Genomic DNA, 13,116 nt, shown 5'->3' on the forward strand with positions numbered 1-13,116 from the left:
GTGGCAGAAAGTGTATTTAATGTTGTTGCTTTTGTTCTCGATGATCACAGCCAGCAAGTATTTGAACAATTAGATAAAAACCTAACAACCCAGAATATTGAAATACATAAAGGCAGTATTGAAGATGCTCGCCAGTGGTGTGTGAAGCACGGTGTACCTCATGTACTTATCGTGGATGGTGGTGACTGTATTGGATTGGAAGGTTCGTTGAGAAACCTTGCAGAGTACTGTCCACCGCAGATGAAATTGATTGTGCTGGGTAAGAAGCAGGAAGTTTCTCTTTATCGCAGTTTAATGTTTGCTGGCGTTAATGATTATCACACGACGCCACTCGATGTTGATGCAATACGGTTGAGCTTGCTGCATTTGCAAGGCTACCAGATTGCCAAACCTTTGCGACAGGGAAGGGTTATTTGTGTTTTAGGCAGTACGGGCGGATGTGGTGCTAGCACCATTGCGGCCAACCTTGGGTATTTTCTTGCCGAAACTCAGAATCAGTTTGTTGCACTGGTTGATTTTGATTTGTTCCACAGTCAGCACCCAATACTGCTAGGTACGGATTATGACCCGCATCTAGAGAATATTATTGAGGATGCGGAGCGTATTGATGAAACCTTGTTGGCACACAGCAGCCATCAACTGACGGATCGTTTACATCTATTCTACGCTCAGGACAGCCAGCTTCCCCATGATGACGCTGACCAACCAGTACAAGTGGTACAAGCGTTAGCGGAGCACTATGCGACGGTTATTGTTGATGTTCCCGACTTGAATCACCCAGCGATGAGGGCGATTTTGGCGCAGGCAGACAACTGCATTTTTGTTACAGACTACAGCCTGAACAGCTTTCGCTATTTAACCAAACTAACAGTCAACGCACCGGTGAAAACTCAGCGCCAAATCTTAGTCGGTAACTTATGCCGAAATGCAAAAGGTCGAGTGCCTAAGCAAGAGATGTCAAAAACACTCGGTTTGGATATTAGTGTTGAACTACCTTTTGATGCCAAAGCGATGGAAAAATCAGAGCGAGAGGGAGTACCTCTATTAACTGTGCGTACAAAATTGAGCAAGAAAATAACTCAGTTGGGTCAGTTGCTAGGGGGCTCTTCTACAGAGCGCAAAGGGTAAGCCAATGTTTAAGCAAGAACTGTTGTCCCAACAGGCTCGTAGCTCTCAACTGCTATCTATGTCTGATGAGGCTAAATCAGCTTTTTATGAGTTAGTCGATCCGTCAGTCGCTGCCACTCTGGGGCGTGATGAACTGTTGCCAAGAGTGAAAGATGCCCTGAGCATTATTTCAGGCAGAAAAATGCTGCCTTACAACCGTCAAGAGTTGTCAGTTTTGGCCTTACAGCTTGTTGATGAAATGGTAGGCATTGGTCCTATACAGCCTTTACTCGATGATCCTGAAGTTTCCGACATTCTGGTTAACGGGCCTGAAACCATCTATATCGAACGACGCGGCAAGTTGGAGAAAACGGACATTCGTTTTCGCGATTCAAAGCATGTTCTTAATGTTGCTCAGCGTATTGTGAATGCGATTGGACGTAGGGTAGATGAATCTAATCCTATGGTGGATGCCCGTTTAAAAGATGGCAGTCGTGTCAATGTGATTGCGCCTCCTTTAGCGCTGCATGGCACCTGTATTTCTATTCGTAAATTTCCAGCCAGTAAGCTGATGCTCTCTCATTTGGTGGACAACGATAGTTTGTCCGCCCAGATGGCAGAGTTTCTGGCTCTTGCAACTTATTGCCGTTGCAACATCTTAATTTCTGGTGGTACTGGCTCAGGAAAAACAACCTTGTTGAATGCACTTAGCCGTCACATCAGTGAAGACGAACGAATTCTAACCATTGAAGATGCCGCAGAACTTTCTCTGGCTCAACCTCATTGGGTTCCGCTTGAAACTCGTAATGCGAGCTCAGAAGGGAATGGTGAAGTGACGGTTCGTGATTTGGTGAAAAACGCTTTGCGTATGCGTCCGGATAGGATTGTTTTAGGTGAAGTTCGTGGTGCAGAAGCATTTGATATGTTGCAGGCCATGAACACTGGTCATGACGGTTCTTTATGTACTTTGCATGCGAACAATCCGCAGGATGCGATTGTACGACTGACCAATATGCTCCAGATGGGCGGGGAGCGTTTATCGGATCACATTATTCGTAGCCAAATTGTCAGTGCAATCGACTTAGTCGTTCAGTTAGAGCGAATGCGTGATGGTCATCGCCGTATAACAGCGATAAGTGAAGTGACTGGAATTAAAGGTGAGGACATTGTACTCAACCCTGTTTTTCGCTTCGAGCTGATACGTGCTGAGCAGCAGAATATTCATGGTCGATTTAACTCTTATTCAGTGTCACCAACTCTTATAGAAAAAGCGGCGCATTTCGCCAAAGAAGACGCTCTTCTTCAATGTATGGAGCGTTGTGAATGATCTGGTTGATTTATATGGCGGCAGGTTGGTTACTGATAGGTACCGTTGTCTGGCGCTACATTGAACATCAGGAAGTTTGGCGTAATCAGTTAAAACGTTATGCCTTGCTTGAGCTGGAGTGCGGTTCAAATGAAACTCAACTCCCTTGGTATGGTTGGCTGTGGTATCAAAACCTGCAAACGTTCGTTAGCCCGAAGAAACTTAAGCAAAGCCAACTGCTTTTATCTGTTTCCATTTTCGTTGCGCCGTCAGTGCTTTGTTTTAACGGTATGGACTGGTATGCAGCGATACCCTTGTCATTCATTACTGCCATCGTAGTGGTGTGGTTTAGCTATCAACAGTTACAGCAAAGAGCAAAAGACAAGTTTCGCGATGAATTACCCGATGTGATCGATGGATTGATTCGGGCTCTGCGTGTCGGTGCGCCAATGGCAGATGTTTTACTTGAAATCGCTCAGCAGCATCAGGATGTGACGGCTCGTTTGTTTACTAAGATGCACGATGAACTGAGAGTCGGTCAGAGTCTTGATGAAGTGATGAAGGCAGCAGCGCAGCGTATGCCAATTGCTGAGTTTCGTTTCCTGACCATAGTGCTGAGTCTGCAACAGGAAACAGGGGGGCGTTTAACTGGGGTTCTAGAAAGACTTGGGCAGACCCTGAGAGCAAGAGCCGAATTAAATGCCAGTATTCAAAGTATTACTTCTGAATCAAGAAACTCAGCAAAGGTACTGGCGGCTTTGCCCGTGCTTGTCTGTTTAGTTCTATTTTCCACAGGCCGAGAGCATTTTGACTTTTTGATGACGTCATCTGGAGGTCAGGTAGTGATGGCTTATGTTGTGGGCAGCATTCTTGGTGGACTGCTGTTGATTCGACGTATGACTCAGCTTAAGGGGTGATGGATGATTCTTAGCCCCGTACTGCTCTGTTTATTGACTGTTGGCGCTGTGTGTATGGCGGTTTTGATGTGGTTGCTGCTGTTCCGCCAGTCTGAAGTCGCTTGGCAATTGCAGTGTCAGCGGTATTCACATCTAAGCAAGAATAGCGTCGTTCAGTCTGATAGATCGTCATTTTTTACATCTCTTGGCTCCCTATATCCCGTATCAGAAAAGGAAACGGAACGTCTGAAACAGATGCTGGAACATGCGGGTATATCTGGTTCATCGGTTTTGCTCACGGTATTAGGCACCAAGCTATTCCTTGGTTTAATCAGTGCTGTTTTAGGTCTTATTTGGCAAGCCGTTGAGGGTGAGTTAATGGGGGCATATACAGTTATGGTGGTTCTCATTGGTTATGTGCTCGGCTCCAACTTACCTGAGTATTGGTTGCGGCGTCAGGCTACACAAGCTCAGCAAAAACAGCAGCAAGCTGTACCTGATGCGATAGACCTTATGGTGATTAGTGTTGAAGCAGGTCTATCACTTGAGCGAGCTCTGGAAAAGGTGGGGTTGTACCTTCTTGATGTCGAACCCATGCTCGCTCGGCAGATGCTTCGTACTTACGCTGAAATTCAGGTTAGAGGCGAACCAGCACAGTGCTTAAAAAAATTAGCATGGCGAACGGGTTTAAGAGAGCTTGAGCGTTTGGCGAATACTCTGGCGATGGCAGAACGATACGGTTCACCTTTGGCGGAGACAATGCGCACGATAAGCAATGATGCTCGGCAATCAAGAAAAATGTCATTGCAGGAACAGGCTGGCAAGTTGCCGGGGCGTATTACTCTGATTCAAATGGCACTCATTATGTTGCCTTTGATGGTCTTGATTGTCGCACCAACCATGAACTTATTACTGGAGAGTTTGAAATGATGAATGGTCATGTTTTACGTATGTGGGCATTGATTTTTGTAAGCTCGCTGCTTGTCGGATGTGCGACACCAGGCAAAGTCAAAAAGCAGACAGAATCGAATAACCGGGTATTAGCCGAAGCAGCCTTTAATTATGCTCAGTATGACAAAGCAGAGGCCCAATATTTAGCATTACTTGAGCTATCACCTGAGAATTTGCACTATCAAATGATGCTGGGTCGAAGCCAGTATCATCAAGATAAGAAGCAAACGGCTATCGCCAAACTGCGTTATGTGTGTGCCAGTGATGATGCTATCGCGGCTGAGTCTTGTGTGTATTTGGGGCGTTTTTTACTTACTGAGGGCAGAGAGTCAGAGGCGGTGGCTGCGTATCAGCTTGGAGTATCAAAAGCCAAAGACACTCATGTTAAGGCTCAGTTACATAATGGTCTTGGTGTCGCGTTATTGGCTAATCATCCAAAGCAAGCGCGTTCAGAGTTAGAGCACGCAATCTTATTGTCGCCTGATGAACCCTATTTCCGCTCTAATCTGGCCGTTAGCTATCTTCATAACAACCAAGTGAAAAAAGCTCGTGAAGTGTTTTCACCGCTATTGGCTTATCAACAACTTCCTCTTCAGGTGGAACTGAATTTTGCGTTGTTGCTATTGGCCGAAGGAAATGAGAACGAAGCCAGAGCTTTGCTTTCTCGTCATCTTCCAGCGAGCGAAGTAGAAAGAGATATCGAGATTTTGATTTCTCGTCTTGCTGTTATCCGAGATGAGAAATGAGAGCGTATTGTCAGTCGCAACGTGGAGTGATCAGTATTGAAACCGCACTGTTATTGCCTGCTGTGCTGGCAGTGTTACTCGCGTTTTTCGATATAACACGTATTCATTTGCAATACAGTCTGCTTGAGCATGCGATGCGCCATTCTTTGCGTGTTCTGATTGCTGAAGATTGGCGTAAACAGCCACTCAATATTGGCATAGTACAAAACATGATTGTGCGTAATAGCTATGGCTTTATTGACAGGGTTGACGTTGATATCACGCGTTACAACTCTTTGTCTGAGCTGCTTAACGTTGATGAAGAAGAGGAAGAGTCGAGTCGAGTTTTTCGTCCTGCTGATCCAGTATTTCGAGTCTCCGCAACCTTGACGACTCAGCTCGAGTTCAGCCCTTTAGCCGCCTTGTACTCAGAGCCGCTGGTGTTTCGTAGCACAGTTATTGCCTCCCAAGACTTACTGTTTGATTAGCTATGAAACGATACCTTTATTTGAACTCCAAGGCTCGACGCATACGCGGCAGTGTGAGCCTCGAAGTAACACTTATATTACCGATGTTGCTGACGATTATTGTCGCTGCCTCGGAGGTTCTCACTATTTTTCGAGTTGAACAGCGGTTGGTTAACCTTAACTACAACATTCTCGAGATGGTCGGTAACCGACGTACGTTAACTTTAGACAACAACGTGGCTCAACTGCCTTATTTTGAAACGTTTGCCGAGACAGAGCTTTCTTACATTGCTCAAGGTACGGCGCATTTATCCATTGCTATGCACAATGCAGCGACCAATGAAACGACGCCTATCATAGTGAGTCCTCAGTGTCCTCTGACTCATGGTTGGCCTGATTTTGAGCTGGGTAACTTAGTTGAAGTAGCTATCTGTTTTACACCAGATGAAAAGGTGAGTAACAACGCTGTTTGGAAACTTTGGCCAACTGGGCGTTTCCACTCGCACATGATTAGGGAGATCAACTGATGTTGAGAGCTTCGCTCGTATCTTTTGGCTTCAATAAGCAAAGCGGTGTTATTTCGGCATCTGCAGCGATTTTTCTTACGGGTATGTTGACCTTTTTCAGCTTCGTCCTGTTGGTCGTTGTGAACAGCACAGCTAGTAGCCGACTTTCCATGTTAGCTGATGCAATTCTGTATTCTTCATCGGACAGTGTCAGTGCTATTCAGGATGCCAATCAGTTGTTGGATGCCAACGTTGGCGAAGAAAATAGTGGACTGTCTTCGCCAGATAGTCAGCTTAAAGTCGAGGATGAAAATACCCAAGTCACCGTTTCTGGGAAATTAAAAGCTGGCCAGTTCGCGCTTAATGAAGAACTGGTATCGGGGGATTTACAACTGAGCCATCAGGCTGGCGCTCGTTTGCATCAAACCACGTTAGAAATCGTCATCATGCTTGATGTATCAGGCTCAATGGAAGGTGCACCTATGTCTTTAGCCATCAAAGGGCTAAAGGATTTTGCAGACATTTTATATGAAGAAGAAAGGCGTAATTTAAGTAAAACCATCAGCATCGTTCCAGCTACAGGTTTAATCAATATTGGTTGGCAACCACATTTTATGAAGACAAGTGCGATAGCCATACCGAGAGGGCTACGACCACTAGCAAAAGAGCAGGGATGGAAAAACTTACTCAGTCTAGGGGTGCCTGGACGTCGGCGACAAGCGATGTGTATGGCGTTGCCGGAAAAACAGGATGGCATGACTAAGGCAGGACTTATTCATTCAGATTGGATCCGCAGTCTTGAAAAAGGTCCTAAAGAGCAAAATCTGCGCTTCTATTTAGAAACGGAAAAAAAGCCACCTAGTGCTGAATATAAAAACGGCATGCCATTGCATGCGCATTATCCAAGTATTAATTACCCATCCTATAACCCTGATTGGAAACACGCTCTTGCTCTGTTTGATTCGATTGATTGTGGTGTAAGCCGTATCCAGCCATGGAAATCTAACCATCGGGAATTTGTTGAGAGCCTCGATAGCCTGTATCCAGAAATGAATACCAATAATGCTGAAGGCGTAATGTGGGCCTGGCGTTTGTTGTCGCCCAACTGGCGCGGGCAATGGGATAAGAGCAAGAAAGAGCTACCACGAGATTATGGCTTGGAAACGAATAAAAAAGTCATGGTGTTATTTACGGACGGTGACCACTTAATTGATCGTGAAGTCAGAGACAGAAAACAAGCAATGCTGTGCCGAGAGATGAAACGCAAAGGCATAGAGATTATCTCTGTTGATTTTAACAACCGCTCTCCAGCCGTGGAATCGTGTGCCAGCCATGGTCAGTATTATCAGGCTAACAACCGAACCATTAGAACAGTATTACAACAAGTTGCCACCACTCTGAACAAGATTCAACTGGTGGAATAACCTATATCTAGAAAGGAAAAATATGTCTTATCGCGAAGAACAATTAGAGCGTCTACCAGCTCGTATACAGGCGTTTATAGAACAGTTCTCGACCGCACAACTGAGTACTGTTGATGATAAAGGGATACCTTTAGCCAGCTACGGACCGTTTGTTCGACAAGGAAATGACTTCATCATGCTGCTTAGCACAGTGTCAAAACATGCACGTAACCTACAGTGTCATCCTAAAGCCTCGCTAATGCTGGTGGAGCCAGAAGATAAAGCCCGCCATCTCTTTGCGCGTGAGCGTTTAGTGATCGATTGTGATGTTGTTCATATCGATAAGGCTCATCAGGAAGCCGCTCCTCTCAAACTTCAGATGAAAGCTACCTTTGGGGATATTGTGGAGCAGCTTTGTGGAATGAAAGATTTCAGTTTCTACCGCTTTGTTCCTAAGTCTGGCAACTATGTGAAAGGTTTTGGGCAAGCGTTCCGACTCGATCATCATATGCAGCAAGCTATTCATTTAACGGAAGGGCATACGGAAGAAACGCCAGCTTGAGTTCAATGAGAAGCTGTGAAGGAAACTTCCTCCTTTCGTACTACCAATAAATAGAGCGATAGACATAGAGCCACCATCGAAAGGCGGCGCTTCTATTTGCGATAGCAACCTCAAAAGATAATTAACATGATAAGAAGATATACCTATTTAAGTATTGGTCTCATTGCGACTGTGTTTGGTATGGTCGGTGTTTTTCTTCCTTTATTACCAACAGTGCCTTTTGTTTTACTGGCACTTTACTGTTTTAGCGTTAGTTCGCCTCGCTTTCAGCGTTGGTTACTGGCCAATCGACTATTAGGACCAACGCTACGTAACATCAAAGAGAACCTTGGATTAACTATTCAAGAGAAGATCAGAGTCTTGGTTCTGGTATGGGTTTCAATTTTGGCTACGGCATTTGGTTTATTAAGTGATAGACCATCGGCACAAGTAACGTTGATCGCAATTGCTTTGATCGAGACCTATGTGATTGTGAAGTACAAAACACGGTTTGAAGCGAGTGAGGGGCAATCATGATAGGTGCTGTTCCTCAATCTGCGAAACCATGGTTAATTAAAACAGTTGGTAGTGGTATTACCGTTATTCTCGCGTTGGTTGCTCAGTATTGGTTAGTCAGTCAGGTGTTTGCTAATGAGTTTTTGCAAACAGCCCATTGGATTGCTTTGGCGATAAGTGTTTTATTGGCCAGTCGATTTTTCCTCATTATTTGGCATCGTTCTCTAGGCGCCGGAACTTCAGCCGAGGTCAAACAAAGCATACGTACTCGTCTACTAGATAAATTGTCGCGGCTGCAACCTTCACAGCTCACTCCGGAGTTACGTGGAAAGCTCAACTACTTATTAGGCGAAGGTATCGAGGTGCTTGATTTATATTGGGGATTGTTTGTTCCCCAGTTTTTCATTGGCCTGCTTGGTCCTCTGCTTGTTTGTGTATTTATTGCGTTAATTGATCCATTTTCTGGTTTCGTTCTCCTGTTCATGATTCCTGTCATCCCCGCTATTTTAATGTTGGTTTTCAAGAGGTTTGCCAGTGTTAGCGCAACATACAAACACAATCTTGCGTTGTTAACAGAGCTCTTTACTCAAAGCTTGCATGGCTTACCTGTGCTGAAGTTGTATCAGCATTCTCAGGCATGGGGAGGAACAATTGAACAACACGGTGCGGAGCTACGACGCTCGACTATGTCTCTATTGAAAACGAACCAACTGGTTATTCTTCTTGTTGATTTGCTTTTTTCTCTCGGCACGATTATCGCCGCGTCTTTATTGGCCATTACTCGTTATCACGCCGGAATTATAGAAGCGAGTACTGCGGCATTTATTATTCTTGCTAGCGTGGAGTTGATTCGTCCTCTGTCGTTGATGGGCGCTTTTTTCTTCGCAGGGGCTCTGGGGCGTGAAGTTCAATCTGATGTTCTCAGCGTTTTATCGATGCCAGAAAATAATGAAGACTATCCGGTGCCTAGTGGTGAAAACGTGGTGCTTGATATCCAATCGCTTAGCTTTGGTTATTCTTCAACATCTCAATTGTTTAGTGAGTTTAATTTAACCGTTCAGAAAGGCGAATTGGTTGTTGTTTGCGGCCAGAGTGGCTGCGGTAAATCAACGTTATTCAAGTTGATTCGAGGACAACTAGAACCAGATAGTGGTGTTATTGCCAAACAATCAGTGGGTTACCTACAACAAGTTCCCTATATTTTTGATGGTACAGTCGAAGAGAACTGCCGCTTTGCCGCAGTAGACACGTCACAACATGATATTCAGGACGCATTGAAGCGCTCGGGGCTTGAAGAGTGGGGGGAGTGTTCCGATGGTTTGCGCTACCCACTAGGGGAAGGCGGGAAGTATATATCAGGTGGTCAAGCTGCAAGAGTTGGTTTGAGCCGTGCGCTGTTGTCTTCTCAACCTTTATTGTTGATTGATGAGCCGACGCGTCAACTGGATGAATTGGCAGAGTTAAAAGTCATTGATGCTTTGCATCAGATGAAAAGGAACTCGGGGCTTCTCGTTATTAGTCATTCTCCAAAGCTAATTGAGAGCGCAGACCGTTTAATCGATTTAGGTGCTTGTAGTTCTAACGCTAAATGTCGTGAGGTGGCTTTGTGATTATTAGGTTATTAAATTTTGCCAGACCGCATTGGCTTCCTTTAAGCGTATCTTTGGCGTGTCGAGTACTAAACCAATTGGGCACAATTGCGATTCTCGTCGTGGCAGGACACTACGCACAGCAATTGTTTGATGGAGAACAAACGTTCCTTTGGCAACAACTCATATGGCCTTTGTTAGTCATTGGTGCAGGGAAAGCTTTCTGTCGATATATAGAGCAATTATCGGGACACAATGCTGCATTTCGTATTCAAGAAGATTTACGAAATCAAGTCTATTGGCAATTAGAATCTCAAGCTCCTGACAATATTCATCTTCTTTCTACAGGAGATCTGACCGCTAGAGTTGTTTCGGACATTGAGCGTATAGAAGTCTTTTATGCCCACACCATTATTCCTGTGTTATCGGCGCTGATTGTTTCAGCCTTCGTTACCTACTATGGCTACCTACTGTCAGGATCCGTGGCATTGATTTTATGCGGTTTACTACTAGTTGTAGGCTTGTTCATTCCTAGTTGGCACCTGATGCGGAGTTACACTTTAGGAAGTACTCTTCGCCGTGAGTTTGGTCAGCTTAACTCTCGATTGACGGACATCGTTGCTGGGGTAAGTGAAATCCAAAACTGGCACGCAATGAAGTTCTTTCAACAACAAGTGTCTGATCAGGGGAAGCAGCTAGAGCAATACCATAATCAATTGGCAAAACGTAACGGCCTCAAAGATGCGTTAACTGATCTGGTCATCGGTTTAGGTTTTTTGGGGTTTGTATTGCAAGTTTGGTGGCTAGAAGGAGAGGTATCTCTGCCTCTTTTATGTCTGTATGCCGGAGCGTTTGGGCCTGTTCTTGCCTTGACTCGGACATTCGAAGATTTGCCACAAACTTTCCCCGCATGCGTGCGTGTTTTGTCGATGCTTACAAAGAGCTTTGATTCTGCTAAACCTGAGTGTAATAAAGTTAAGAAAGCAGAACCGAGCAACACTCTACTAAAAGTTGACCAACTTAGGCATCAATATTTAGAACGTTCCGATGGGTTATTCAGGGATATATCTTTGGAATTGAACGCGAATCAATATGTCATTATTCAGGGAGAAAGTGGCAGTGGTAAAACCACGCTGTTGCGCTACTTAGCTGCAATTTATACCTCCGACCAAGGTTCTCTGTCTTTCAATGGAGAGTTAATTGATCACTCGAATCGATTAGATATGTGGCAGAACTGCTGTTACATACCTCAGCAGACAATCATCTTTCCAGCGAGTTTGCGCTACAACCTGTGTTTGGGCCAAGAGTACAGTGATGAGCTGTTGGTAAAAGCGCTCCAGCTCGTTTGCCTCGACCCCTTGTACCTCGCATTGGAGCAGGGGCTGGATACTGAGCTTGGTTTAAATGGTTCGAGAGTCAGTGGTGGTGAAGCTCAGCGCATCGCACTAGCAAGAGCGTGGTTGAGAGATGCTTCTGTTTACTTATTGGACGAGGCATTTAGCGCTCTGGATAAACAGACTGAGAAAGAGATACGGCACAGGCTTGAAAGCCACTGGAAAAATAAGTTGGTGGTGGAAATTGCTCATCAGGCTGAAGAGGTGAGCCAACGTTGTCAATATTGGCAATTGCAGGATGGAAAACTGATTTGTTAAATAATAAAAAGGGCTTGGTTAATCCAAGCCCTTTTTACATAGAAAGCGTTTGATATAGAAAGAAATTACAAACCTTCAATCATGTGCTCGATTGCTGCAACGATTTCATCGTCAGAACAGTCCATACATGTACCTTTAGGTGGCATCATGTTTAAACCGTTAATCGCATGGGTTTTCAATACATCGATGCCTTGAGCAATACGAGGTGCCCATTGGTCAGCGTTACCTTTAATTGGCGCACCGCTTACTCCAGAGGCGTGACAAGCGATACAGAAAGTACCGTAGACTTTCGCACCATCACGAGGGCCTGCAGGTTCTGCAGAAACAGGTTCACTACCAGCTAGGTAAACATCACCAACGGGTTTAATACGTTCAGCAATAGCATCATAATCAGCTTGGCTAGTTGCTAGGGCTGCAGTAGAAAAAGTTAGAGCAGCGAACAATACGCTAAAGAGTGATCGAGACATATCCTATAAACTCACTTTACATTCCGAAGGTAAGTGCTGCTTACCTATTTATATTTAGAGTAGGGGTGATTTTAAGCAACATAGTTTGTGTGTTAAGTTAACTTTGCTGTTAAATCAATGTAAACAGTGAGTGATTATATCCCGATAAGTTGTTGCAATAAACAACAAGTTGCGATCTTCAAGGTCTTAGTCACATCCTTATTGTGGTAATAGCTACAAGGATGTGACGAAAAAGCCATCAAACGGCAAAAAAAGTTGAAAAAATACTAGACGACATAGTGTGAACTACGTATTATTCCACTCCGCCGATAGGGCATGCGCCCGTAGCTCAGCTGGATAGAGCGTTGGCCTCCGGAGCCAAAGGTCGAAGGTTCGAATCCTTTCGGGCGCGCCATCCGGATGCTTACGGGATTGTAAGCGAATTGGCAAATACAGTGGTGGCCATAGCTCAGTTGGTAGAGTCCCGGATTGTGATTCCGGTTGTCGCGAGTTCAAGCCTCGTTGGCCACCCCATTATTCTGGTAACTTCGGTTCCCTTTCTTGATGAATTTTGAGATAAAACACTCGTCGGTGAATAGCGCAGCTTGGTAGCGCATCTGGTTTGGGACCAGAGGGTCGGGGGTTCGAATCCCTCTTCACCGACCACTATAACGAAGCCTCAGTCGAAAGACTGGGGCTTTTTTACATCCAGATTTTGGGTTTTCGAACAGAGCGGGGTTCGCCTGATGTTCGGAATCTGGCTCTTCACCGACCACTACATAAAGTCTCGTCAGAAATGACGGGGTTTTTTGCATTCATGGTTTAGGTTTTCGAACAGAGTGAGGTTCGTCTGATGTTCGGGATCTGGCTCTTCACCGACCACAATATAAAGTCTCGTCAGAAATGACGGGGCTTTTTACATTCAGAGTTTAGGTTTTCGAACAAGGTGGGGTTCGCCTGATGTTCAGGATCTGGCTTTTCACCGGCTACTATAATGAAGCCTCAGTTGAA

General features: G+C 45.0%; 13 protein-coding genes and 3 tRNA genes. 15 read left to right on the top strand and 1 reads right to left on the bottom strand.

Annotated elements, in window-relative coordinates:
- The 12 genes from L3V23_RS19170 to L3V23_RS19225 all read left to right on the top strand — a co-directional run bounded on the left by L3V23_RS19170 (position 1) and on the right by L3V23_RS19225 (position 11,659).
- Positions 1-1,128 carry an AAA family ATPase gene (locus tag L3V23_RS19170; RefSeq protein ID WP_102966917.1) on the top strand — a complete coding sequence of 376 codons (1,128 nt, stop codon included), beginning with the start codon at positions 1-3 and terminating at the stop codon, positions 1,126-1,128.
- Positions 1,129-1,132: 4 nt separating this feature from the next.
- Positions 1,133-2,434, top strand: a complete 1,302-nt coding sequence (locus tag L3V23_RS19175; RefSeq protein WP_237292793.1) for a CpaF family protein — start codon at positions 1,133-1,135, stop codon at positions 2,432-2,434.
- Positions 2,431-3,330, top strand: a complete 900-nt coding sequence (locus tag L3V23_RS19180) for a type II secretion system F family protein (RefSeq protein ID WP_102966919.1) — start codon at positions 2,431-2,433, stop codon at positions 3,328-3,330. Before L3V23_RS19175 ends, L3V23_RS19180 begins: the two co-directional genes overlap by 4 nt.
- 3 nt (positions 3,331-3,333) lie before the next feature.
- A complete protein-coding gene (locus L3V23_RS19185; RefSeq protein WP_102966920.1) occupies positions 3,334-4,239 on the top strand; it encodes a type II secretion system F family protein in 906 nt (301 codons plus the stop codon).
- Positions 4,236-5,006, top strand: coding sequence for a tetratricopeptide repeat protein (locus L3V23_RS19190; RefSeq protein ID WP_102954960.1), 771 nt, complete (start codon positions 4,236-4,238; stop codon positions 5,004-5,006). The genes L3V23_RS19185 and L3V23_RS19190 overlap by 4 nt, the downstream gene beginning before the upstream one ends.
- Entirely contained in the window at positions 5,003-5,473 is a 471-nt protein-coding gene (locus L3V23_RS19195; RefSeq protein ID WP_102964129.1) for a TadE/TadG family type IV pilus assembly protein, read from the top strand. Before L3V23_RS19190 ends, L3V23_RS19195 begins: the two co-directional genes overlap by 4 nt.
- Positions 5,474-5,475: 2 nt before the next feature.
- Entirely contained in the window at positions 5,476-5,979 is a 504-nt protein-coding gene (locus L3V23_RS19200) for a hypothetical protein (RefSeq protein ID WP_102954962.1), read from the top strand.
- Positions 5,979-7,382, top strand: coding sequence for a VWA domain-containing protein (locus L3V23_RS19205; protein ID WP_102966921.1), 1,404 nt, complete (start codon positions 5,979-5,981; stop codon positions 7,380-7,382). Before L3V23_RS19200 ends, L3V23_RS19205 begins: the two co-directional genes overlap by 1 nt.
- A gap of 22 nt (positions 7,383-7,404) precedes the next feature.
- Complete coding sequence (locus L3V23_RS19210) at positions 7,405-7,923, top strand: pyridoxamine 5'-phosphate oxidase family protein (protein WP_102966922.1); 519 nt, start codon at positions 7,405-7,407, stop codon at positions 7,921-7,923.
- A gap of 126 nt (positions 7,924-8,049) precedes the next feature.
- Positions 8,050-8,439: a YbaN family protein gene (locus L3V23_RS19215; RefSeq protein ID WP_102964133.1), complete on the top strand. Its 390-nt coding sequence runs from the start codon at positions 8,050-8,052 to the stop codon at positions 8,437-8,439.
- Positions 8,436-10,028: an ATP-binding cassette domain-containing protein gene (locus L3V23_RS19220; protein WP_102966923.1), complete on the top strand. Its 1,593-nt coding sequence runs from the start codon at positions 8,436-8,438 to the stop codon at positions 10,026-10,028. The genes L3V23_RS19215 and L3V23_RS19220 overlap by 4 nt, the downstream gene beginning before the upstream one ends.
- Complete coding sequence (locus tag L3V23_RS19225; RefSeq protein ID WP_102966924.1) at positions 10,025-11,659, top strand: ATP-binding cassette domain-containing protein; 1,635 nt, start codon at positions 10,025-10,027, stop codon at positions 11,657-11,659. The genes L3V23_RS19220 and L3V23_RS19225 overlap by 4 nt, the downstream gene beginning before the upstream one ends.
- A gap of 65 nt (positions 11,660-11,724) precedes the next feature.
- On the opposite strand, the gene L3V23_RS19230 is transcribed toward L3V23_RS19225, so the two are convergent.
- Entirely contained in the window at positions 11,725-12,126 is a 402-nt protein-coding gene (locus L3V23_RS19230) for a cytochrome c5 family protein (RefSeq protein ID WP_042489810.1), read from the bottom strand.
- A 317-nt stretch (positions 12,127-12,443) separates the two neighbouring features.
- Between L3V23_RS19230 and L3V23_RS19235 the strand changes: the two genes are divergently transcribed.
- From L3V23_RS19235 to L3V23_RS19245, 3 genes are all read left to right on the top strand, one after another.
- Positions 12,444-12,520 (top strand) — tRNA-Arg (locus L3V23_RS19235).
- A gap of 43 nt (positions 12,521-12,563) precedes the next feature.
- Positions 12,564-12,639 (top strand) — tRNA-His (locus L3V23_RS19240).
- A gap of 55 nt (positions 12,640-12,694) precedes the next feature.
- Positions 12,695-12,771: transfer RNA gene (locus L3V23_RS19245), tRNA-Pro, on the top strand.
- Positions 12,772-13,116: the final 345 nt, after the last annotated feature.

This window comes from Vibrio sp. A1-b2, assembly GCF_021726015.1.
GTDB classification, from domain to species: Bacteria; Pseudomonadota; Gammaproteobacteria; order Enterobacterales; family Vibrionaceae; genus Vibrio; species Vibrio diazotrophicus.

Bases quoted from the DNA above. Each gene is read 5' to 3' on its own strand.
- L3V23_RS19175 (WP_237292793.1), top strand. From the start codon at position 1,133: ATGTTTAAGCAAGAACTGTTGTCCCAACAGGCTCGTAGCTCTCAACTG.
- L3V23_RS19195 (WP_102964129.1), top strand. From the start codon at position 5,003: ATGAGAGCGTATTGTCAGTCGCAACGTGGAGTGATCAGTATTGAAACC.
- L3V23_RS19205 (WP_102966921.1), top strand. From the start codon at position 5,979: ATGTTGAGAGCTTCGCTCGTATCTTTTGGCTTCAATAAGCAAAGCGGT.
- L3V23_RS19180 (WP_102966919.1), top strand. From the start codon at position 2,431: ATGATCTGGTTGATTTATATGGCGGCAGGTTGGTTACTGATAGGTACC.
- L3V23_RS19190 (WP_102954960.1), top strand. From the start codon at position 4,236: ATGATGAATGGTCATGTTTTACGTATGTGGGCATTGATTTTTGTAAGC.
- L3V23_RS19185 (WP_102966920.1), top strand. From the start codon at position 3,334: ATGATTCTTAGCCCCGTACTGCTCTGTTTATTGACTGTTGGCGCTGTG.
- L3V23_RS19220 (WP_102966923.1), top strand. From the start codon at position 8,436: ATGATAGGTGCTGTTCCTCAATCTGCGAAACCATGGTTAATTAAAACA.
- L3V23_RS19215 (WP_102964133.1), top strand. From the start codon at position 8,050: ATGATAAGAAGATATACCTATTTAAGTATTGGTCTCATTGCGACTGTG.
- L3V23_RS19210 (WP_102966922.1), top strand. From the start codon at position 7,405: ATGTCTTATCGCGAAGAACAATTAGAGCGTCTACCAGCTCGTATACAG.
- L3V23_RS19200 (WP_102954962.1), top strand. From the start codon at position 5,476: ATGAAACGATACCTTTATTTGAACTCCAAGGCTCGACGCATACGCGGC.
- L3V23_RS19230 (WP_042489810.1), bottom strand. From the start codon at position 12,126: ATGTCTCGATCACTCTTTAGCGTATTGTTCGCTGCTCTAACTTTTTCT.